The 21,690-nt window shown below is 43.5% G+C and carries 21 protein-coding genes; 17 read left to right on the top strand and 4 right to left on the bottom strand.

Going from position 1 to position 21,690, the window contains the following annotated elements; all coding sequences use genetic code 11:
- Window positions 1-29: 29 nt before the first annotated feature.
- Window positions 30-1,412, bottom strand: a complete 1,383-nt coding sequence (locus DXB73_RS05410; protein ID WP_118690374.1) for a polysaccharide biosynthesis protein — start codon at window positions 1,410-1,412, stop codon at window positions 30-32.
- A gap of 118 nt (window positions 1,413-1,530) precedes the next feature.
- Here DXB73_RS05410 and DXB73_RS05415 point away from each other — a divergent pair, with 118 nt between their 5' ends.
- Window positions 1,531-2,661 (top strand): aminotransferase class V-fold PLP-dependent enzyme, encoded by a 1,131-nt coding sequence (locus DXB73_RS05415; RefSeq protein WP_118690375.1) that lies wholly within the window; start codon window positions 1,531-1,533, stop codon window positions 2,659-2,661.
- Between the two features lie 7 nt (window positions 2,662-2,668).
- On the opposite strand, the gene DXB73_RS05420 is transcribed toward DXB73_RS05415, so the two are convergent.
- Window positions 2,669-3,514 carry a histidinol-phosphatase HisJ family protein gene (locus DXB73_RS05420; protein ID WP_118506621.1) on the bottom strand — a complete coding sequence of 282 codons (846 nt, stop codon included), beginning with the start codon at window positions 3,512-3,514 and terminating at the stop codon, window positions 2,669-2,671.
- 20 nt (window positions 3,515-3,534) lie between these two features.
- On the bottom strand, window positions 3,535-5,313 hold the full coding sequence (locus DXB73_RS05425) for an NFACT RNA binding domain-containing protein (protein ID WP_118690464.1): 1,779 nt from the start codon (window positions 5,311-5,313) through the stop codon (window positions 3,535-3,537).
- Between the two features lie 156 nt (window positions 5,314-5,469).
- Here DXB73_RS05425 and DXB73_RS05430 point away from each other — a divergent pair, with 156 nt between their 5' ends.
- Window positions 5,470-6,222 (top strand): lysophospholipid acyltransferase family protein, encoded by a 753-nt coding sequence (locus DXB73_RS05430; RefSeq protein ID WP_243104001.1) that lies wholly within the window; start codon window positions 5,470-5,472, stop codon window positions 6,220-6,222.
- On the opposite strand, the gene DXB73_RS05435 is transcribed toward DXB73_RS05430, so the two are convergent.
- Window positions 6,195-7,475: a D-alanyl-D-alanine carboxypeptidase family protein gene (locus DXB73_RS05435; RefSeq protein ID WP_118690376.1), complete on the bottom strand. Its 1,281-nt coding sequence runs from the start codon at window positions 7,473-7,475 to the stop codon at window positions 6,195-6,197. The genes DXB73_RS05430 and DXB73_RS05435 overlap by 28 nt on opposite strands.
- A 179-nt stretch (window positions 7,476-7,654) precedes the next feature.
- Here DXB73_RS05435 and DXB73_RS05440 point away from each other — a divergent pair, with 179 nt between their 5' ends.
- From DXB73_RS05440 to spoIVA, 15 genes are all read left to right on the top strand, one after another.
- Window positions 7,655-9,088, top strand: coding sequence for a carboxyl transferase domain-containing protein (locus tag DXB73_RS05440; protein WP_118506624.1), 1,434 nt, complete (start codon window positions 7,655-7,657; stop codon window positions 9,086-9,088).
- 15 nt (window positions 9,089-9,103) lie between these two features.
- Window positions 9,104-9,895, top strand: coding sequence for an OadG family protein (locus tag DXB73_RS05445; protein ID WP_243104000.1), 792 nt, complete (start codon window positions 9,104-9,106; stop codon window positions 9,893-9,895).
- A 26-nt stretch (window positions 9,896-9,921) separates the two neighbouring features.
- Window positions 9,922-10,281, top strand: a complete 360-nt coding sequence (locus tag DXB73_RS05450) for a biotin/lipoyl-containing protein (RefSeq protein ID WP_118690377.1) — start codon at window positions 9,922-9,924, stop codon at window positions 10,279-10,281.
- A gap of 13 nt (window positions 10,282-10,294) precedes the next feature.
- Window positions 10,295-11,443, top strand: coding sequence for a sodium ion-translocating decarboxylase subunit beta (locus tag DXB73_RS05455; protein ID WP_118506625.1), 1,149 nt, complete (start codon window positions 10,295-10,297; stop codon window positions 11,441-11,443).
- An 89-nt stretch (window positions 11,444-11,532) separates the two neighbouring features.
- Window positions 11,533-12,939 (top strand): oxaloacetate decarboxylase subunit alpha, encoded by a 1,407-nt coding sequence (locus DXB73_RS05460; RefSeq protein ID WP_118690378.1) that lies wholly within the window; start codon window positions 11,533-11,535, stop codon window positions 12,937-12,939.
- A gap of 159 nt (window positions 12,940-13,098) precedes the next feature.
- The gene (gene ylxM, locus DXB73_RS05465; protein WP_022025752.1) at window positions 13,099-13,455 is read left to right on the top strand and encodes a YlxM family DNA-binding protein; all 357 of its coding nucleotides are present in this window, start codon (window positions 13,099-13,101) and stop codon (window positions 13,453-13,455) included.
- Window positions 13,456-13,674: 219 nt separating this feature from the next.
- A complete protein-coding gene (locus DXB73_RS05470; RefSeq protein ID WP_118690379.1) occupies window positions 13,675-14,709 on the top strand; it encodes an Ig-like domain-containing protein in 1,035 nt (344 codons plus the stop codon).
- Window positions 14,710-14,840: 131 nt separating this feature from the next.
- Window positions 14,841-16,187: a signal recognition particle protein gene (ffh, locus tag DXB73_RS05475; RefSeq protein WP_118690380.1), complete on the top strand. Its 1,347-nt coding sequence runs from the start codon at window positions 14,841-14,843 to the stop codon at window positions 16,185-16,187.
- A gap of 33 nt (window positions 16,188-16,220) precedes the next feature.
- Complete coding sequence (rpsP, locus tag DXB73_RS05480; protein ID WP_022025755.1) at window positions 16,221-16,466, top strand: 30S ribosomal protein S16; 246 nt, start codon at window positions 16,221-16,223, stop codon at window positions 16,464-16,466.
- A 26-nt stretch (window positions 16,467-16,492) separates the two neighbouring features.
- The gene (locus tag DXB73_RS05485) at window positions 16,493-16,723 is read left to right on the top strand and encodes a KH domain-containing protein (protein ID WP_022025756.1); all 231 of its coding nucleotides are present in this window, start codon (window positions 16,493-16,495) and stop codon (window positions 16,721-16,723) included.
- A 314-nt stretch (window positions 16,724-17,037) separates the two neighbouring features.
- On the top strand, window positions 17,038-17,541 hold the full coding sequence (gene rimM / locus DXB73_RS05490) for a ribosome maturation factor RimM (protein ID WP_118690381.1): 504 nt from the start codon (window positions 17,038-17,040) through the stop codon (window positions 17,539-17,541).
- 9 nt (window positions 17,542-17,550) lie between these two features.
- The gene (trmD, locus tag DXB73_RS05495; protein ID WP_022025758.1) at window positions 17,551-18,300 is read left to right on the top strand and encodes a tRNA (guanosine(37)-N1)-methyltransferase TrmD; all 750 of its coding nucleotides are present in this window, start codon (window positions 17,551-17,553) and stop codon (window positions 18,298-18,300) included.
- On the top strand, window positions 18,284-19,477 hold the full coding sequence (locus DXB73_RS05500; RefSeq protein ID WP_118690382.1) for an FAD:protein FMN transferase: 1,194 nt from the start codon (window positions 18,284-18,286) through the stop codon (window positions 19,475-19,477). Before trmD ends, DXB73_RS05500 begins: the two co-directional genes overlap by 17 nt.
- Window positions 19,478-19,494: 17 nt before the next feature.
- Window positions 19,495-19,851: a DUF4190 domain-containing protein gene (locus tag DXB73_RS05505; protein ID WP_118690383.1), complete on the top strand. Its 357-nt coding sequence runs from the start codon at window positions 19,495-19,497 to the stop codon at window positions 19,849-19,851.
- A gap of 219 nt (window positions 19,852-20,070) precedes the next feature.
- Window positions 20,071-21,549 (top strand): stage IV sporulation protein A, encoded by a 1,479-nt coding sequence (spoIVA, locus tag DXB73_RS05510; RefSeq protein ID WP_118690384.1) that lies wholly within the window; start codon window positions 20,071-20,073, stop codon window positions 21,547-21,549.
- Window positions 21,550-21,690 lie beyond the last annotated feature (141 nt).

Consider the following 21,690-nt stretch of genomic DNA (forward strand, 5'->3'; position numbering starts at 1 on the left):
ATTAGGTGTTAAGTGGTGGAATCGTCAGATTATGCGAGCAGGTGCCTTGCGGTAAGATAACAGAGCAGTGCCATAAATGCCTGACTGAGTATTGTGCCATAGATGTATGCCATAATGCCGAAATGCGGAACAAGTGCAACGAGACAAAAAAGTTTCATGCTCTGGCTTACGCAGGTGATCAAAAAAGTATCTTTGGTTTTGCCCAGCCCATTGATAATGCTTGTAAGCGTTGTTGACATATAGAGAAATGGGCATAATAGCGAGAACAGGCATAAGAATTCTCCGGCAGTCTGATCGTGAAAACAAAAATCGCCGAGGAAATTGCCAAAAATCATGAAAAAGGCGGTGCAGGCAGCACCCAGTAACAGACTGTATTTGTTGGAAGTGGAAAAATAGCGGTGTACCTTTGCGTGGTCACCGTCGGAGGAAGAGGTTGCAACAGCAGGAAGCAGCATTAATGCGATGGCATTTGTAATACTGGATGGAAACAGGATAAATGGCATGACCATGCCGGATATGATTCCATAAATACTCAAGGCTTCCTTTGTGGAACAGCCGTATTGACGCAGCGCGGCAGCGATAAAAACAGATTCTGCACTGTGCAGCAAAGCGATGACCAGTTTGGTGCCGGTCAGACTGGTACTTAATGAAAGCAATGGAACTGAATAATGGCGTAAGCCGTGTCGAAAGGAGGACAGAGCATTTGCTTTGTCCTTTTTTGGCTGATGCATATATTTATACACATTATAGACAGCGGAGACAATTTCACCAACGACGATTCCCCATACCGCAATGATGCAGTTATGTTCAGCACTGCCCGGAAAGATGATGAGCAGTATAAAAACGAATGACAGACGACTGATCTGCTCGACGATCTGCGTTATAGAAGGAACGGTGGCGTTTTGTATGCCGTAGTAATATCCATTAATGCAGGCACCAACGCCACAAAAGGGAAACAGCATGCACATAATCTGCAAATAAGGTGCACACTCCGGTGCCATAATGAAACGTGCAGCGATCCAATCTGCTTTTGTGTATACCCAAAAAGTGAGGCTGCCGGCAAGCAGAAAGGAGAGGATACACCCAAGCAGTAATATAGCTCGACAATTTTGTTCGATTGTATTTTGGGAAGTTGTCAGACCTTTCGCAGTAGGAGAGTCAGAAGAACATAGTTTAGAACGTTTGCCTTGTTCTGCAGCAATTAATTGGGAAACAGCTGTTTGAACACCGGCGCCATAGATTGAGGAGCAGATCGCAAATATCGGAAAGATCAGTTGATAACTTCCGAGTACAGCAGCTCCCAATTTGTCAGCAAGAAAAATACGATAAAAAAATCCCAAAATACGGGTTATAAATCCCGCAACAGTAAGCAATAGTGTCCCTTGGATGATACGGCTTTTCAATAAATTCATGTATTCCTCCGTTGGAAGTTTGCGTTCGCAGCAAAAATATTTCTTTGGGTCGTTATCAATATATGAAATGTTTCATAAAATATTAGTATAATTTACGTGGACAGAAACGGAGATTACAATGATTTATCTGGATCATGGTGCAACAACGGCGGTTCTACCGGAAGTCGTAGAAGCGATGACGCCGTATTTTATGGAGTATTATGGGAATCCATCAGGACATTATGAATATGGGGAGACAAGCAAGAAAGCAATTGAACAGGTACGAAGAACGATCGCAGACAGTCTTGGAGCACAGCCGGAGGAAATTTATTTTACGGCGGGAGGTACGGAGAGTGATAACTGGGCGCTTCACGGAATGGCAGACTTTCATCCGGGAGGGCATATTATTACTACTCAGATCGAGCATCATGCCATACTTCATACTTGTGAGTATTTGGAGAAAAAGGGAATGCGGGTGACATATCTGCCGGTAGATGAGAAAGGGATGATCTCATTGGATCAGTTGGAGGATGCGATCTGTGAGGAGACTTGTATGATCTCTGTGATGTTTGCGAACAATGAGATTGGCACAATACAGCCGATTGATGATATTGGAAAGATCGCGACCAAGTATAATATATGTTTTCACACGGACGCAGTACAGGCATATATGCATTTAAGGATCAATGTGCATGACATGGCAATCTCTATGCTCAGTGCAAGCGCACATAAGTTTGGCGGTCCCAAAGGGGTTGGTTTTTTGTATATCAGGAAAGATCAGCCTATTAGAGCGTTTATGCACGGCGGAAGTCAGGAACGGCATATGAGGAGTGGTACGGAGAATGTACCCGGTATTGCAGGGATGGGAAAAGCAGTCGAATTGGGGATGAAACATGGGAAAGAAGAGGCAGCCTATGTAAAAAAACTGCGAAATGATACGATAAAAAAATTGTTTCGGGAAATTCCGTATTTGCGCCTAAATGGGGATTTACATCATCGTTTGCCGGGGAATATAAATATTAGTTTTCAATTTGTGGAAGCACAGTCTCTTCTCGTTCTTTTAGATATGCAGGGGATCTGTGCTTCGGCAGGATCAGCATGTACTTCGGGGGATAAAGGAATATCCCACGTGCTGCAGGCAATCCATCTTCGTGAGGATCTGGCACGTGGGACATTACGGTTTACGTTAGGGGCAGATAATACGCCCGAAGAGATGGAGGAGTTGGTAAAGCAGTTGAAATTGCTTGTTAATGACCTCCGTTCTTTTTGAAAATTGATCAAGACAGCGGGATCATTCGTGGTTTGCGGTCTTTGAATTCCGTATAATAACGGAAACCGCATTGTGACAAAACTTCCGGAACTTGTTCAAAAGAATATCCTAAATGTTTTGCTTCGTGGGCGTCCGAACCGATCGATAGTATTTCGCCTCCTAACTCCAAATAGCGGGTTAGGATCTTTTCGTGAGGATTCGGATGTCCTAATCCATATTTCCAGCCTGCTGTGTTAATTTCTATGCCACGACCCTGATCGATCAGGAGCTGCAGTATTTCATCTATAATATCCATAAATTGATCGGTGCATTTTTCAAGATAAAAATCTTTGGCGGCAATATCATCACCGAGCTGTCGCATGGTTGGTGTATAGCGCAAAATATAGTCGAGATGTCCATATACGTCAAAGTCGAATCCGAGTTGCAGATTGTTTAATGTTGTTTCATAGTATTGACGGATTCCGTCAGCCTCTTCGTAGCCTTCCCAAAACGAATCATAATACGGATCCGTGTTGTCGACGAGATGGGTAGAGCCGATCACAAAATCAAAGTCATAGTTGTTGATCAAAGCGGATGCCTGTGGGAGGGCGGAATCTTTCAGCCCCAGCTCAACACCCTGTCTGATTTCCAAATTTGGAAATTTCGGCCGGATCTGCTGTAAGGCCACAATATAAGCCCTAGGATCAAATTCAAAGTTCATCCCATTGCCGAGATCCGGAAAATCATAATCCATATGATCGGTAATGCAGATGGAAGATAAACCGATTTCCACGGCTTGTGTGAGCATCTGTTCCAGAGGTTCCTCCGAATCGGAAGAAAAAACGGTGTGAACATGATTGTCTGATCGTATCATAATTAGTTCTTATACTCCTTTCATACTTCGCGAATACCGGTAATATCCGTTGATATTGTCATGGAATAATTTGTATAATATACCACAAATCCCGGTTTACTGCCGTTGGGTTTTTTGATGTGTTTCTTTTGGATATAATCAACCTCGGCTTTATCCTGACTGCTTGCCTTTGAAAAATGAGCAGCTAAGCGTGCTGCCTCCTCGAAAGTCTGATCAGGCAATTCTTTGCCTTCCGTTTTGACGATGACATGAGAACCGGCACTTGCTTTGGCATGGAACCACCAGTCATTTCCGGTAGCCAAATGGAAAGTCAGCTCATCATTTTGATAATTGTTTTTGCCAACATACATATCAAATCCATCGGAAGAGATAAAGTGCATCGGTTTGCTCTTTTCGCTGTGTTTAGCACCGCGCTTGCTATTGCTGTGCTTACGGATATAGCCGTATTCCGTTAGTTCGCGCTTTATATCAGCCAGATCGCTTTCCTGTCTGGCAATATCTAAGGCGTTACTGATCGATTCCAAATGTTCAATATCTTCTTTGGTTTCTGCAATCTGTACGGTCAAAGCTTCGTAAGTTCGTTTTTGTTTTGCATAGCGGTCGAAATAGCGCTTGGCATTTTCTAGCGCAGACTTTGTCTCATCGAGTGGGATCGTGACCGGTTCATTCGTATAATAATTGTCGCAGGTTAAAGATTTTTCGCCGCCTTGCAGCTCATACCCGTAGGTTGTCAACAACTCACCGTATATTTTGTATTTTTCGCGTTTTTGGGTGTCTTTTAACTGACGGCTTTGTAAGTCGTATTTTTTGGTGGCACGTTCCAATGCTGTCGTGGTGATACGCCTTAAATCCGAGGATTTTTGATGAATACGGGTCAGTATTTCTTTCGTTTCATAATAGGAACGAAGCATCGTGCTGACATCCGACAGGGCAGTACACTGATAGGATGCATCCTGTTCATAGCCGGTCAAATGGATGCTGGAAAATTCTACCGGCATATCGTTTTTAGTAATGATCGTCGGGGTGAAAGCATTTTCTTTTACCTGGTCAATGATCCGCATAACGTTACGGTACAGATGCAGCTGTTCCATTTCGGAGAGAGAATCTGTGCTTGTGCGGTCTGACAGGCTGGCACGATATAACATTTCCCCGGCAACGACCGGGCTGAGACCGGTAAGTGATGTATACAATGCTTTCACCGGAGTAACCGGCTTTGTCATGACCTGCTCCATAAATTGTTCTTCCGTTAGTGAGAGCGGGTCTAATTTATGCTGCGTATTTGGGATAAAGTAGGTTCGGCCGGGAAGTACTTCTCGGACAGAACTTACTAATAGTGATATATGTTTGATGCTGTCAATGATCGTATTATCTTCTTCACAGAAAATAATATTACTGTGTTTACCCATCAGTTCGACGTAGAGCTGCTTGGTACACAGATCCCCCATTTCGTTGAGGTGTTCTAAACGGAAGCGAAGAACACGTTCCAATCCAATCTGTTCGATCCCGACAATGCGGCAGTTATTTAAATGCTTGCGCAAAACCATACAAAAGGTGGGCGCCTGCAGTGGAGAAGTTTTATTGTCCTCTGTCAGATATATAAGCGGTAAACTGGGATTGACGGAAATTACGAGCATATGTTTGCTTCGGATCGTTTTACCGTCTGACCCTTCTTTACTTTGTTTGATCGTGAGCAGAAGTTCATCCTTTTCCGGTTGTGCGATCTTAGTGATCCGGCTGCCGGTTAAGATCTTGTTTAATTCGTTTGTGATATTTGCGATCACGATTCCATCTAAAGCCATAGTCTTTTCCATGCCTTTCTATTATCTTTTTAACTACTGACAGTATATTTAGAAATGGAAGAGAATGCAAGGTGAAAATAGGAATTTGTGATTTTTGTCGAAGTATGGTATACTGCTTGTTTGCGTAATGGATTGCGGAGAAAATGATGAGAAAGAGTGGTAAAAGAATTGATTCGTTTTATATATGTAATTGCCGGTAATCTTCATCGTGCCTGGATGATCCCGTTGATGGGTCATTATTCCAGACATCCGGAGAAGTATTCGGAACGATTTCGTTATGAATATAATAAACATGCGATCCGTTTGATGAATCATACCGGACGGATCTATACGCAAGCCTATGGAGCGGAAAATCTTCCAAAAGACGGGGGATATGTCATGTTCGCCAATCATCAGGGAAAATATGATGCACTTGGTATTATGCTGACGCATGAGGAGCCTTGTTCCGTAGTGATGGATGAAGCGCGCAGCAAGATGCCATTAGTAAAACAGTTTATTGATATGGTAGGCGGCAAAAGACTCTGCCTGCATGATCTGAGGCAGGCAGCAAGGGTTATCCGTGAGGTAAGTAAAGAAGTTGAGTACGGACGTAAATATATTATTTTCCCGGCAGGCGGTTACAGCCATCGCAATGGCAATCATGTGGATGTGTTTAAGGCGGGCAGCTTTAAGAGTGCCATGCGTGCGAAAGCACCGATTGTACCGGTTGCGCTGGTAGATTCGTGGAAAGTGTTTGATCTGTGGTCTTTGCGTAAAGTGAATACACAGGTATATTATTTGAAACCGATTCCTTACGAGGAATATCGGGATATGAAATCAGTAGAAGTTGCTAAGTTAGTATATGATCGCATTACAGCAGCGATCGCCTATGCGGAAAAACATCATCCGGAAATTGCGGTGATACAGTAAAGCTGATAGAGAAGTCGTGCAACATAAGGTGCATCGGCTTCTTTTATTTTTGAAGAGGATGCGATGGGAATGCTTTGTAGCAGGGTATCGTTTAAGTAGTAATTTTCATATCCGATAATATCTCCGGAGCGGATGGGAGCTTTGATGGAATGAGGCAGTTCATAGCAGATCCTGAGCGTATCAGCAGAGGTCATGAGTAACTTGGTGTCTCTGGCAGGAACACTTCGCCGTGGCTGCATAATATTAGATCGACCGCCGTGAACCGGGATTTTTTGGAGCATTGGTGTTTCGGTCAGTCTTACAAGTTTATAATTAGTAAAACCATAGTCCATGAGTTTTTTCGTGTCAGTCCATTTATATGTTTTATGAGGTGGCCAGCCACAGGCTAAGACGCTGGAGATTAAGGTGATATCGCCTCTTTTTGCAGCACCACAGAAACAATATCCGGCATTGCCGGTAAATCCGGTCTTGATGCCGATCGCGCCTGCATAATTTGTCAGAAAAGCATCGTGATTTGTTACGTGATATTGTTTGGTGTTTGTTCGGTTTGCAAAGGAATGGGCGGGAGTGCGGATGATCTTGCAGAAAGTCTGATTCTGCAGTGCATAGGATGCAATCAGGCACAGTTCTTTGGCGGTCGTATAATGTTCATCAGCATCCAAACCATTAGGGGTTACAAAGTGTGTGGAAGACAGACCGAGTTCTGCTGCTTTTTCGTTCATTTTGTCAGCGAAGGCTTCGGTGGAACCACTGACATGCTCTGCAATAGCAACTGCAGTGTCGTTATGAGATTCCAACAACAGGGAATACAATAGATCACGCAGCGTGAATTGTTCGCCGGACATGGCATTTAACTGAACATCCGGCATAGAAGCTGCATGTGCAGAAAACGTGATGGTATCTGACAGATCTGAAGATTCCAGTGCGATGAGAGCGGTCATGATCTTGGTAGTACTTGCCATGGGGAGTTTTTCGTCAGCATTTTTGGCAAAAAGAACCATACCGCTGTCAGCATCGATCAGGCAGGCTGCTTTAGCATTGAGAGAGGAAGGAAATTTGGTGGTGGTGTCTGTCACCCCCAGCTCACGTGCGGTATATTGGATGTTTTGCTGAACGATTTGTTTTGACCTGGGAGAATAGGCAGGAAGTGTGGCAAGCAGTTTGTTCAGCCCTGCGTCAAAGCATAGAGAAGACAAGCCGATACTTATGAGAAACAGTGAGAAACTGATGATTTTTTGGAGTTTTGCATACATAAAAAACACCTCAGCCGGGTTTGTATTAATCTTATGATATTCCGAAAAAAATATGAGAAAAAGGTTGCCTTTTTATCACAAAAGGGCTAGAATTATCATTGGTGTAAATTTTGTTTATACATGACTTTTTCGCCATGGCGAAATGAGTCAGATAAATATCAGAATATGGAGGGCTGAACATGAGTAACACAAATGCTTTATCAGCAAAAGACCGCATTGCGGGACTTGTTGATGAGAACAGTTTTGTTGAGATCGGTGCCGGTATCACCAAGAGAAGCACGGATTTTAACATGCAGGAGAAGTCAGTGCCATCTGATGGTGTCATCACAGGATATGGTTTGATCCAGAATAATCCGGTGTATGTATACAGTCAGGATGCATCCGCACTGAATGGAACAATTGGAGAGATGCACGCAAGAAAAATTGCACATATTTATGAGCTTGCCATGAAGACGGGAGTTCCTGTGATCGGCTTGATCGATTGTGCAGGAATGCGTTTACAGGAGGCAACAGATGCACTTGCAGGATTTGGTCAGATTTACCAGATGAAAGCAAAAGCATCTGGTGTAGTACCGCAGATCAGTGCAATCTTTGGCAATTGTGGTGGTGGTGTTGCAGTGATGGCTGCTATGAGTGATTTCACATTCATGGAGCAGAAAGAAGCCAAACTTTTTGTGAATTCTCCAAACACATTGGAGGGCAACTATACAGACAAGCTGGATACGGCATCTGCTGATTTCCAGAAGACAGCATCTACAGTGGATTTTGTGATCGAGGGTGAGGCTGAGGTCCTTGCAGCAGTGAGAGAGTTAGTTTCCATCCTGCCTGAGAATAACAATTCTGAAGCAGGTTCCGCAGAGTGTATGGACGATCTTAATCGTGATGTACCTGATTTTGCGGCAGAGGCAGCAGACCCTGCGGCAGCACTTGCAGATCTTGGCGATAACAACTTCTTCTTAGAGGTAAAGAGCGGCTATGCACAGGAAATGGTTACCGGTTTCTTATGCTTCGATGGAATGACTGTTGGTGCCGTTGCAAACCGTACTAAGAAATATGATGAAGAGGGTAAGGAAACTGCTTCATTTGAGGCAAGACTTACAACAGCAGGATGTGAGAAGGCAGCAGCTTTTGTAAAGACTTGTGATGCGTTCAACATTCCGGTACTTACCTTGACGAATGTAGAGGGTTATGCAACTTCTGTTGAAGAGGAGAAGACGATCGCAGCAGCAGCAGCTAAGCTTACGGCAGCATTTGCTGAGTCAGATGTACCAAAGGTAAATATGATCACAGGCAATGCCTATGGCAGTGCTTACATAACAATGAATTCCAAGCACATTGGCGCTGATATGGTATTTGCATTAAATGGAGCAAAGGTCGGTATGATGGACGCGAATGTTGCAGCAAAGATCATGTATGCAGATGATAAGGATGCGGATCTTGCAGAGAAGGCAGCCCAGTTCGCAGCTCAGTCCGGAACAGAGGCAGCAGCAGCCAGAGGTTATGTTGATTCTGTCATTGAGCCGGCAAGTGCCAGAAAGCAACTATTGTATGCTTTTGAGATGCTTTATAACAAATGTGAGTATCCGATTGGCAAGAAACATGGAACCATCTAAGTAAGGAGAGGCAATATGAAGAAGAAAGTGTCTTTGATTCTCTGCATTCTCACCTGTGCTTTGCTGGTAGCAGGCTGTAACGTCAGCTTGACGAAACAGAACAAAAATTTCAACGAAAAGAAGTTGGAAAAGCAAACAGATAAATATCTGCAGAAGTGGTTTACAACAGACCACAAAGGTCAGGTAGAGCAGTTAGAATCCGCAATTGAGTATTATGATGGAATGAAAGACAGTCTCAGTGAAGACGAATGGAATTCCTATTTAGAGCAGCGCAAGACAGCCAAAGAACAGATCAAAGAGTACAAAGAGGCTGTTAAGCAGAAAAAGAAGTTTGGTGACGAGATGGATAAAAAGATCTCTACAGACTTTACGGTAAGTTCTACTTCCGCAACAGTCAATGAGACCATCCGCACAACAAAAGGTAAGACATTCATCTATTCGGTATCTTATGACAAAGACGGTAATAAGACCGAAGAAAAGATTGATGAATATAAGACAATGGGAGCAAAGATGGCCAAGGCCGGCATAAATACGATCCTTAGTATGGCAATCGTATTTTGCGTATTGATCTTTATATCCCTGATCATTGCCTGCTTCAAGGTGATCGGTTGGGCTCAGAACCGCAAGAATGCTAAGCAGGTTGATAAGGCAAAGGCTCAGCTCGCTTCAGTAGAAACAGCACCGCAGCCGGTAGAGGAGAACCTCGTTGATGATCTGGAACTGGTTGCTGTGATCACTGCAGCCATTGCAGCAAGTGAAAATGCAAGCGCAGATGGATTGGTAGTTCGTTCTATCATTCGTCGCTAACACAAAAATAATTGGAGGACAAATCGATGAAAAATTATACAATTACTGTGAATGGTAACGTTTATGATGTAACAGTAGAAGAGGGTGCAGCAGGTGCAGCAACAAGCGCACCAAAGGCAGCAGCACCAAAAGCTGCAGCTCCGAAAGCAGCACCAAAGGCAGCAGGACAGGGTTCTGTTAAGGTGAATTCCCCGATGCCTGGTAAGATCCTTTCTGTAAAGACCAGCGTAGGTCAGGCAGTGAAAAAAGGCGAGGTTCTAATGATCCTTGAAGCTATGAAGATGGAGAACGAGGTGGTAGCACCGGAAGATGGAACTGTTGCCAGCATTGATGTAGCTGCGGGTGATTCTGTAGAAGCAGGAGTTGTACTTGCAACATTAAACTAGGAGGGATCTAACATTGGATTACGTAATTAACACGTTAGAGAACTTAGTAGGTCAGACTGCGTTTGCCAACTTAACGCTTGGCAATTATCTTATGATCTTAGTCGGCTGCTTGTTTCTCTATTTGGCGATTAAAAAAGAATATGAGCCATTGCTGTTAGTTCCTATTGCGTTTGGTATGATCCTGGTTAATATTTATCCGGATATCATGGCGAATCCAGAGGATACTTCAAACGGTGTTGGCGGTTTGTTACATTATTTTTACATTTTGGATGAGTGGAGTATCTTACCTTCCCTGATCTTCTTGGGAGTAGGAGCGATGACCGATTTTGGTCCGTTGATCGCAAATCCGATGAGTTTCCTGCTTGGTGCAGCAGCTCAGTTTGGTATTTTCTCCGCTTACCTGATTGCAATCTGGTTTGGCTTTTCTGATAAAGCTGCGGCTGCAATCTCTATCATTGGTGGTGCTGATGGCCCGACATCTATTTTCCTTTGCGGTAAATTGAAACAGACAGAATATATGGGACCGATCGCGGTTGCTGCATATTCTTACATGTCTTTGGTGCCAATTATCCAGCCACCGATCATGAAGTTATTTACTACGGAAAAAGAGCGTAAGATCAAGATGGAACAGCTTCGTCCGGTATCTAAATTGGAGAGAATCCTGTTCCCGATCATCGTTACGATCATTGTATGTTTGCTGCTTCCAACGACAGCACCACTGGTTGGTATGCTGATGCTCGGTAACCTTTTCAAAGAGTCCGGTGTTGTAAAGCAGTTGACAGAGACTGCAAGCAACGCATTGATGTACATCGTTGTTATTCTTCTTGGTACATCGGTAGGCGCATCTACCAGTGCAGAGGCATTCTTAAAAGTTACAACCTTAAAGATTGTTGCTCTTGGTTTGATCGCATTTGCAGTAGGTACCGCAGCAGGTGTATTGTTCGGTAAGTTGATGTGCCTGGTTACAAAGGGCAAGGTAAACCCATTGATCGGTTCTGCAGGTGTATCTGCTGTGCCGATGGCAGCGCGTGTATCGCAGAAGGTCGGTGCCGAAGCGGATCCAACCAACTTCCTGCTTATGCATGCAATGGGACCTAACGTTGCCGGAGTTATCGGTACGGCAGTTGCCGCCGGTGTATTTATGGCGATCTTTGGAATTTAACACTAGAAACATATAATTAGTCGCGAGAAGATCATATACAGCCCTTTGGCTGGCTGTATACATCTTCCGGCGCAGAAAAGAGGAGAACTATGGCAGAGAAGAAACCATTGAAGATTACGGAGACCGTACTTCGTGATGCGCATCAGTCTCTGATTGCTACTCGTATGACAACAGAGCAGATGCTTCCGATTGTTGATAAAATGGATAAGATTGGATACCATGCAGTAGAGTGCTGGGGTGGAGCTACATTTGATGCATCCCTTCGCTTTTTGAAAGAGGATCCATGGGAGAGACTTCGTAAGTTAAGAGACGGCTTTAAGAATACAAAGCTTCAGATGTTATTCCGTGGACAGAATATTCTTGGTTACAATCATTATGCAGATGATGTGGTAGAGTATTTTGTACAGAAATCTATCGCAAACGGTATTGATATTATCCGTATCTTTGACTGCTTGAATGACCTTCGCAACTTGGAGACAGCGGTAAAGGCTGCTAACAAAGAGAATGGTCATGCGCAGATCGCATTGTCTTATACATTGGGTGATGCATATACATTAGATTACTGGAAAGACATGGCTAAACGTATCGAGGATATGGGTGCAAAGTCACTTTGTATCAAAGATATGGCTGGTCTGCTTGTTCCGGCAAAGGCTACAGAGCTTGTACAGGCATTGAAAGAGTCTGTAGAGATTCCGATCGACCTGCATACACATTATACTTCCGGTGTGGCTTCTATGACTTATATGAAGGCAGTAGAGGCAGGCTGTGACATCATAGATACGGCGATCAGCCCATTCTCTATGGGAACCAGTCAGCCGGCAACAGAGGTTATGGTTGAGGCATTCAAGGGTACTGAGTATGATACCGGTCTGGATCAGACAAAACTTGCTGAGATTGCTGATTACTTCCGTCCAATGCGTGAAGATGCATTGAAGAGTGGTTTGATGAATACAAAAGTACTTGGCGTTAATATTCAGACACTTCGTTATCAGGTTCCTGGTGGAATGCTTAGTAACTTGGTATCCCAGTTGAAAGAGATGGGACAGGAAGATAAATATGAGCAGGTATTAGAGGAAGTGCCAAGAGTACGTAAAGATTTTGGTGAGCCTCCTTTGGTTACACCTTCTTCACAGATTGTTGGTACACAGGCGGTGCTTAACGTAGTATCCGGTGAGCGTTATAAGATGGTAACCAAAGAGTCTAAAAAGCTTCTGTCCGGTCAGTTTGGCCAGACAGTTAAGCCGTTTGATCCGGAAGTACAGAAGAAATGTATTGGCGATGAGAAGCCGATCACATGCCGTCCGGCAGATCTGATCAAGCCACAGCTTGCAGATATTGAGAAGGAAATGGCACAGTACAAGCAGCAGGATGAAGATGTGTTGTCTTATGCATTGTTCCCACAGGTTGCTACTGAGTTCTTCAAATACCGTGAGGCACAGCAGAATAAAGTAGATGCAAGTGCTGCAGACACAGAGACAAAGGCTTATCCGGTATAATTGATTTAAAAGATTAAAGTTGCGCTTGAGGTGATTTCTATCTGTGTAGGATAGAAATTGTCTCAAGCATTTTCTCTATACAGGACTTTTTATTCCTGAAGATCGAGAATATCAAATAATATTCCGTGGGGATGCGGTTGAAAATGGAGGATGGACACAATGGAAAGTAATGCGATAGAAGAGAGAGTTGAATTATCTATGCTGTATGACTTTTATGGTGCCTTGTTGAAAGAAAATCAGCAAAGAATGTTTGAAGCGTGCATCTTGGATGACTATGGTTACACAGAGATAGCGGAGGAAGAGGGGATTTCAAGACAGGGCGTATACGATGCGATCAAGCGTGCTTCGAAGCAATTACGGGAATATGAGCAGAAACTTGGCCTTGTGGCACGTTTTCAACGTCATAAGGCACAGGTAAAACAGGTACAGAAAGAATTGGAAGCCAAAGGTTTATCCGGTGATGAGGAGCAATGGAAGACGTTGTTCACGCTGTTAGAGGAGATCACATCGGAATAGGGATCACATATATCTGGCTGGGATTATATTAGAGCCCGGGATATAGATTTTAGTTATTGTGAGGATATGGTTGCATTAGCTGACATATTTTAGTATAGTTATTACAAAGCAGTTTGGCAGTAGGATTCTGTCAGCCTTTAAGTTTGTATCTGCTTTAGAATATACGGCAGATATGAAGCGTATGAAAATGATTGTTTTAAAAGAATAGGAGGGTGAAGTATGAAAAAAACATCAAGAGTATTAGCAATACTGTTAGCATTAGCACTTATTGTAGGGATGGGACCATTTAGTACGAAAGACGTTTCGGCGGCAACTGATGAGAGCTATATGTTAGAGGCATCCGGAGCAGCTACGGCAGGAGTGCCGATCGAGGCAACATTTACGATGCAGAGCAGTGGCGTGGCTCAGTTTGCAATTGCTGTAGCAACGCAATGTAATGTAACATATTCATTCCGTAATAGTGCGGGAGAGACAGTATATGGACCAAAGACTTTTTTGGAGTCAGATTCCCAGTGGAGTTCAACAGGAAGTTATCCTGCATTTGCATTTGCAGTGAATGTGCCGCAGGGAACATATACCATTTCTGTAACTTTTGATGTTGATCAGCTGGCTTATGCAGTTCTTGGACAGCCTGATCTGACATCTACGCCGACACCGACACCGAAGTTGGCTCCAACCATTGACTCTAAGACGTTGACGATCACAAAGGGATTTAAGGATCAAATAAAGATCTTAAATGCAGGTGGTGCTAGGATTACTTATAAGTCCAGCAACGCAAAGGTTGCAGCAGTGAACAGCAAGGGTAAGGTGACAGCTAAGAAGAAAGGTACAGCGACGATCACGGTAAAGACGTCTACCGGTTTTACGATTCCTTGCAAGGTAATTGTAAAAGATAATGTATATACGGTACGGAAAGTTGCTGTGAGTGCATTGCCGGCAGGAAGTTTTGGTGTGAATGTATATAAGATGTCTTATGACAAGAAAGGTAACCTTGTCTTAAAAGCCAGAATGTTAAATAACCGTGGTTACAAGGCAAAATATTTGAAGAATTTTAAGATTACGGTAAAAAACGGCAAAGGAAAGAAAATTGGCGTATATTCAGCTAAGAAATTAACGATCAATTTGAAATCCGGTAAATCTAAGGCATATACCTTTAAGATCAAGAAATCCAAGCTGAAAATAAAAAAAACACAGGATCTGCGTAATGCCTCTTATCCGAAGTCAACCGGAAAGTACTATTATACGTATCGATAATAGCAGTATTTGTGTCGCCGGACAATGATAATAGATTTTAACTTTAGAAAAACTTTGTCAAGAAAAATGCTTGACAAAGTTTTTCTGGTTCGTTATACTATGACTTGTGTTTGACAAAGAGGAGGTTATTTATGGCATTCGATTTGACAGAAAAATTACAAAATGTTTTTAAAAACCTTCGAAGCAAAGGTCGTTTGACCGAGGAGGATGTAAAGGCAGCACTTAAGGAAGTCAAGATGGCTTTGTTAGAAGCTGATGTAAACTTCAAGGTTGTTAAGAACTTTGTGAAAAAAGTGCAGGAACGCGCAGTTGGACAAGATGTTCTAAACAGCTTGACACCGGGCCAGATGGTCGTGAAGCTGGTAAATGAGGAGCTTGTCGCATTGATGGGAAGCGAGACGACAGAGATCGCACTCCGGCCCTCCAATGAAATAACAGTACTGCTGATGTGTGGTCTGCAAGGTGCCGGTAAGACGACAACAACGGCGAAGATAGCCGGAAAGCTTAAGAAAAAAGGCAGAAAGCCTTTGCTTGTAGCATGTGATGTGTATCGTCCGGCTGCGATCGACCAGTTAAAGATCAATGGTGAGAAACAGGATGTGGAAGTTTTTGCCATGGGGACAAATCATAAACCGGTTGATATTGCGAAAGCAGCGATGGAGCATGCATCTAAGAATGGATTGAATGTGGTGATCTTGGATACAGCGGGTCGACTTCATGTGGATGAGGATATGATGGCCGAGCTGCAGGAGATTCAAGCAGGTGTTGCCATAGATCAGAAGATTCTGGTCGTTGATGCGATGACCGGTCAGGATGCGGTAAATGTAGCTTCTACGTTTAATGAAAAGATCGGTATTGATGGTGTGATCCTGACGAAGTTAGATGGTGACACGCGAGGTGGTGCTGCACTTTCTATCAAGGCAGTTACCGGGTGTCCAATCCTATTTGTTGGTATGGGCGAGAAGCTTTCGGATCTGGAACAGTTTCATCCGGATCGTATGGCATCGCGTATATTGGGAATGGGTGATGTGCTAACCTTGATTGAGAAGGCAGAGGCTGAGATCGATCAGGATAAAGCCAAAGAGATGGAGAAAAAATTCCGTAAAGCGGAATTTGATTTCAATGATTTCCTGGATCAGTTAGCCCAGATGAAGAAGATGGGTGGTATTCAAAGTATTTTGAGTATGCTGCCCGGTATGGGGCTTCCGGCTGATCTGAATATAGATGATGATGTGTTTAAGAGCACAGAGGCGATCATATATTCAATGACTCGCGAAGAGCGTGGTAATCCCGCTATCATCAATCCGTCACGCAAACGTCGTATTGCGAAAGGCGCAGGAGTTGATATTTCAGAAGTTAATAAGCTGATCAAGCAGTTTGAGCAATCCAAAAAGATGATGAAGCAGATGTCCGGTATGATGGGCGGTAAAGGCAAACGTCGTCGTGGAGGCATGCCAAAGTTGCCGTTTGGCTTTTAACGATATAAACGCAGATTTAAGGAGGTGAAAATCGTGGCAGTAAAGATCAGATTAAGAAGAATGGGTAAGAAGAAAGCACCTTTCTATAGAGTAGTTGTAGCTGATTCCCGTTCTCCAAGAGATGGAAAGTTCATCGAGGAGATTGGTACTTACGATCCTAATCAGGACCCTAGTGTATTCAAGTTTGATGAGGAAGCAGCAAAGAAGTGGTTAGCAAATGGTGCTAAGCCAACTGAGACAGTAGGCAAGCTTTTGAAGCAGGCTGGAATCACAGAGTAATTCTTGTACACGGGGAGGTTTCAGGTATGAGAGAATTGGTAGAAGTTCTTGCACAGTCCCTTGTTGACCACCCTGAAGAGGTCACCGTTCAGGAGACTGAGAAAGATAACGAGATTCTGTTAGAGCTCAAAGTAGCTCAAGAAGATATGGGCAAAGTTATTGGAAAGCAGGGACGTATTGCTAAGGCAATACGTGCTGTTGTCAAGGCTGCCGCTTCTAAGACAGACAAAAAGGTTATCGTGGAAATTGGTCAGTAAACTGACTGTTTACGCCTGTAGCTTATGCTATGGGCGTTTGTTTCTTTATAGGATTAGGGTGTCAAAAGGTCTGAATTTCCCTGACGGGCTATTTTCTCGAATCTTTGACCACAATATCTATCAACGATGCGCCGCATCGCCTCAAGATATTGTAGCGCAAATCTTCAAAAAAATATCTCTGTCATGAAAATGGACTTTTGACACCCTAATCCTTATAGGAACCTGCTCACAATGTGGTGCTATGCCACCAAGAATTGCTTTAGCAATTCTTGCAAAGTAAAGTGCTGGCTTTGCTTTTTTATTGGAGGATAAAAATGGAAGATATGTTTCGCGTTGGCGTAATCGCTAATACACATGGTATTCGTGGGGAAGTCAAAGTGTATCCTACGACAGATGATGTGACACGTTACAAAAAATTAAAAGAAGTTTTATTAGATACCGGAAAAGAATATAAGACCTTAGAAATTGCATCGACACGATTTTTTAAGAATCTCGTGATCGTGAAGTTCAAAGGGATTGATAATATTAATGATATTGAACAATACAAAGGCCACGATCTATATGTCACGCGTGAAAATGCAATCCCATTGGAAGAGGGAGAATATTATCTGGCAGACATTATAGACGCCAAGGTTGTTACGGAAGATGGAGAAGATTTTGGCATTTTGAAAGATGTCCTGGAAACAGGAGCTAATCTTGTATACGTTGTCGAACACGAGGGGAAAGAAGTACTGCTTCCTGTTATACCGGAATGTGTTAAAAACGTCGATGTCTCCGCTGGGATCGTAACGGTACATATTATGAAAGGATTAGTGTAAAAAACAAATATGAATTATCATGTAATGACATTATTTCCGGATATGATCACCAATGCGATGTCAGAGAGCATTACCGGCAGAGCATTAAAAGCAGGCTATTTGGCGCTGGAAGCTGTCAATATTCGAGATTTTGCGGATAATAAACACAACAGAGTAGATGATTATCCATACGGTGGGGGCGCAGGAATGGTTATGCAGGCAGAACCGGTATACCGCTGTTATGAGGATATTATGACAAGGATCCGGGAGCAGGGCGGATCAGCAGCTGCGAAGGTGATCTATCTGACACCGCAGGGAAAGGTCTTTGATCAGCAGATGGCAAAAGAGTATGCCAAAGAGGAAGATCTGATCTTTCTGTGTGGTCATTATGAAGGGATAGACGAACGCGTGTTGGAACGAATCGTTACAGATTATGTTTCCATTGGAGATTACGTATTAACCGGTGGGGAACTTCCGGCATTAGTGATGATGGATACGATTTCCAGATTGGTTCCGGGTGTACTAAACAATGATATGTCGGCAGAAACAGAATCTTTCTCGGAAGGGTTGTTAGAATACCCACAGTATACAAGACCGGCAATATGGAGAGATGAAGCGGTTCCAGAGGTGTTACTGTCGGGCCATCATAAGAAATTGCAGGAATGGTATCGACGTGAGTCGGTCATTCGGACAGCTAAGCGGCGTCCGGATATGTTAATGCAGGCACAGTTATCAGAAGAGGAAAAGGAATTGGCAGAGCAATATGCAGACTTGGAATAAAAGACGATTGATAAATACGTTAGCTATTTTTATAATAGCCGGAGTTATAGTGTATCTGATCGGGAGTGGTCATTTGCCACGGAAGCAGCAGAATGAGACCAAGAATATACAAGGATTTGCGTTTGATACGACCTATCAGATCACAATCTATCAAGGCGGCACGAAAAAGACATTGCAAAAGTGTGTGTCGGAATGTAGTTCCTACGAAAATGTGATCAGTCGGACGAAGGAAACCAGTACTGTGTACCGGATCAATGCTTTGTCAAAGAAGTATGAGGAGCTTCTTCCGGGCAAATTGTGTCAGTCTTTGCAAAAAGGACAAACGATCATGTTGTCTAAACAGCAGAGAACAGAGTATGAGACAAAACTGAAGCAGGCATTGCCGGAAGCGTATACAGAGCTTGCTTGCCATGTTAGTTCCGATGGAAGCATATCTTTTCAGGTAAATGATATGCTGCAAAAACTGGTGAATTATTCGTTCAAATATGGTAAACTGTCTAAAGGATGTTTTACGATGGGAATAGAGCCTGTTAGCAGCTTATGGGATTTTTCGACAGATCAGCCAACTGTGCCACAGGACGCGGAGATTCGCAAGGCGCTGACCTATGTGGGAGATGAGCATATTCGTTTGCATAATGATCGATTATCGTTTTCGGTGCCCGGCACCGGCATTGAATTTGGAGGGATCGCCAAAGGATATATAGCAGACCGCTTAAAAGATCTGTTGCGTCAGGATGGTGTGACATCAGGATTGATCGATCTGGGTGGAAATATATTATGTTTGGGCAATAAACCGGATGGAACTGCGTTTCGGATCGGAGTCAGACAACCGTTTTCAGATCGGGATGCAGTAATTGATACCGTAGCAGTGAAGGATCTCTCTGTGGTATCTTCCGGTATTTATGAGAGATGTTTTAAGCAGAACGGAAAATTCTATCATCATATATTGGATCCGTCTACCGGTTACCCGGTGGATAATACGTTGATGGCGGTGACAATACTTTCAAAAGCATCTGTAGATGGAGATGGATTGTCTACCACTTGTTTCGGCTTAGGTTTGGAGAAAGGGATGGAATTGATCGACTCTTTGGACAATGTTGAAGCGGTGTTTGTGACAAAGGATGAAAAAATGCATTATTCCAAGGGCTATGCGAAGTATCGTGCCATGCAGAAATAATGCGGAAAGGGGTCATAATGGAAGAAAATGGTTACACGAAAGCTCCGCAGGAGGGATATTATGTGCCAGAGGAGCCAAACCCGGGAATGGCAGTAGCCGGAATGATCTGTGGTATTTTATCGATCGTGTTATGTTGTTGCTCGCAGTATATCACATTGCTCCTGGCCGTTGTAGGATTGGGATTATCCGGTTATGTACTGGCAAAGCAAAAGGCGGGTACCGGGATGGCAATTGCCGGGCTAGTATGCTCGATCCTTGGATTACTTATTTCGGTTTGCCTGATCATCGTGAGTTTGTTTTTTGTGGCAAATCAGAACACTATTTTGAAAGAGATACAGCAACTTTCAGCATTGGCTGGTTCTTTGAAGATATAAACATATATGGATAACAGTATGAAAGGCAGTGTATGAATGCACTGTCTTTTTTGAATGATAGGAAATTGCTGTTGTGTAGCGTGATGCCATCAAGAATTGCTTTAACAATTCTTGCAAAGCGCTGACTTTGCTTTTTTGTCATATTCTGTTATGCCGGTGCATAGATTGTGGTAGAAACCTTAGAGTAGCATGGCATATATTATGGAAGGGGAATGCCTGATGAGTGAATTTCAAGTATATAAAGATCTTGCTGAACGCACAGGAGGAGAGTTTTATCTGGGAATCTGCGGACCGGTGCGAACCGGTAAATCGACCTTTATCAAACGTTTTATGGAATTATTGGTCTTGCCGGAGATGGAACAGGAACACGAAAGACAACGTGCTGTAGATGAACTCCCACAGTCGGCTGCCGGCAAAACGATCATGACAACGGAGCCGAAATTTATTCCCAAAGAGGCGGCAAATGTTAAACTGTTTGGAGAAAATGAAGTTAAGATCCGCTTGATCGATTGCGTCGGTTACATAGTTAAGGGAGCAGAGGGACTTTACGAGGAACAAAATGAAAGAATGGTTATGACTCCTTGGTCAGAAAGTCCAATGCCTTTTACACAGGCTGCCGAATTTGGCACAAGAAAAGTGATTCATGATCATTCAACGATTGGAATCGTTGTGACAACTGACGGCTCTTTTGGAGATTTGCCAAGAGAGGCATTTGAAGATCCGGAGAAACGAACGATCCAGGAGTTGACAGCGATAGGAAAACCATTTGTGGTACTTGTAAATTCGGCAAAACCTTATGGTTCAGAGACCGCAGCATTGGTGGAAAAACTGGAGCAGACATATCATGCGGTCGCTATGGCTGTCAATTGTAACCAGCTTCGCCGGGAGGACGTTCTTGCAATTTTAGAAAAAATCCTGTCTTCTTTTCCGGTACGCCAACTAGCCTTCCATTTGCCGAAATGGGTAGAGATGCTGCCACAGGATCATTGGCTAAAGCAGGAACTGGTGCAAAAAGTTCGTATGATTTTGGGTGGGATCAGCAGACTGTGTGATGTGACAGCCGCCAATCTGGCGATCACCAGTGATGCGATCAAGGGGTTTCGGATTGGCCGGATCGGTATGGAAAACGGAGAAGTCCGGATCGACACATTATTTGATGATGGAAGATATTATCAGATACTTAGTGAATTGGTCGGGACACAGATAGATGACGAGTATCAACTGATCCATTTGCTGCGAGAATATGCTGACAATCATGCAGAGATCGACAAACTGAAAAATGCGTGGGAGGAAGTACACCGTAAGGGGTACGGCGTTGTGACGCCATCGGTAGATGAGATTGAGATCGATCAACCGGAACTGATCAAGCACGGCAGTAAGTATGGTGTGAAACTTCGAGCTGTCAGCCCATCTATTCATTTGATACAGGCCAATATCGAGACAGAGATAGCCCCGATCGTTGGTACGCAGGAACAGGCCAATGACTTGATTGCCTACATTGCAGATCAGCATGGGGAAGATGATGAAAAAGGTATATGGGATACCAATATCTTTGGAAAAACCGTCCGTCAATTGGTTGAAGAGGGGATGGATACGAAAGTGGATCGACTGGGAGATGAGAGTCGTATCAAATTGCAGGAAACCATTCAAAAAGTGGTCAATGATGGAAATGGCGGACTGGTGTGCATCATTATTTGACAATTTCTTAACAGTTTGTTATACTTCGTAATATATTTGTAACAATTATACAAAATAAATAACAGAAATACTTTCTACGACCGTCTGCGTTGCAGGCGGTCGATGGAGAAATAAGGATCCTGTGTGTTTGTTGCAGACAGG

Origin of the sequence: Clostridium sp. OM05-6BH, from assembly GCF_003481635.1 — a bacterium.
Classification (GTDB): Bacteria; Bacillota; Clostridia; order Lachnospirales; family Lachnospiraceae; genus Butyribacter.

Bases quoted from the DNA above. Each gene is read 5' to 3' on its own strand.
- DXB73_RS05440 (WP_118506624.1), top strand. From the start codon at position 7,655: ATGAGTAACACAAATGCTTTATCAGCAAAAGACCGCATTGCGGGACTT.
- DXB73_RS05450 (WP_118690377.1), top strand. From the start codon at position 9,922: ATGAAAAATTATACAATTACTGTGAATGGTAACGTTTATGATGTAACA.
- trmD (WP_022025758.1), top strand. From the start codon at position 17,551: ATGAATTATCATGTAATGACATTATTTCCGGATATGATCACCAATGCG.
- DXB73_RS05485 (WP_022025756.1), top strand. From the start codon at position 16,493: ATGAGAGAATTGGTAGAAGTTCTTGCACAGTCCCTTGTTGACCACCCT.
- DXB73_RS05470 (WP_118690379.1), top strand. From the start codon at position 13,675: ATGAAAAAAACATCAAGAGTATTAGCAATACTGTTAGCATTAGCACTT.
- DXB73_RS05445 (WP_243104000.1), top strand. From the start codon at position 9,104: ATGAAGAAGAAAGTGTCTTTGATTCTCTGCATTCTCACCTGTGCTTTG.
- DXB73_RS05505 (WP_118690383.1), top strand. From the start codon at position 19,495: ATGGAAGAAAATGGTTACACGAAAGCTCCGCAGGAGGGATATTATGTG.
- spoIVA (WP_118690384.1), top strand. From the start codon at position 20,071: ATGAGTGAATTTCAAGTATATAAAGATCTTGCTGAACGCACAGGAGGA.
- rimM (WP_118690381.1), top strand. From the start codon at position 17,038: ATGGAAGATATGTTTCGCGTTGGCGTAATCGCTAATACACATGGTATT.
- DXB73_RS05500 (WP_118690382.1), top strand. From the start codon at position 18,284: ATGCAGACTTGGAATAAAAGACGATTGATAAATACGTTAGCTATTTTT.
- DXB73_RS05425 (WP_118690464.1), bottom strand. From the start codon at position 5,313: ATGGCTTTAGATGGAATCGTGATCGCAAATATCACAAACGAATTAAAC.
- DXB73_RS05410 (WP_118690374.1), bottom strand. From the start codon at position 1,412: ATGAATTTATTGAAAAGCCGTATCATCCAAGGGACACTATTGCTTACT.
- DXB73_RS05415 (WP_118690375.1), top strand. From the start codon at position 1,531: ATGATTTATCTGGATCATGGTGCAACAACGGCGGTTCTACCGGAAGTC.
- DXB73_RS05420 (WP_118506621.1), bottom strand. From the start codon at position 3,514: ATGATACGATCAGACAATCATGTTCACACCGTTTTTTCTTCCGATTCG.
- ffh (WP_118690380.1), top strand. From the start codon at position 14,841: ATGGCATTCGATTTGACAGAAAAATTACAAAATGTTTTTAAAAACCTT.
- DXB73_RS05460 (WP_118690378.1), top strand. From the start codon at position 11,533: ATGGCAGAGAAGAAACCATTGAAGATTACGGAGACCGTACTTCGTGAT.
- ylxM (WP_022025752.1), top strand. From the start codon at position 13,099: ATGGAAAGTAATGCGATAGAAGAGAGAGTTGAATTATCTATGCTGTAT.
- DXB73_RS05435 (WP_118690376.1), bottom strand. From the start codon at position 7,475: ATGTATGCAAAACTCCAAAAAATCATCAGTTTCTCACTGTTTCTCATA.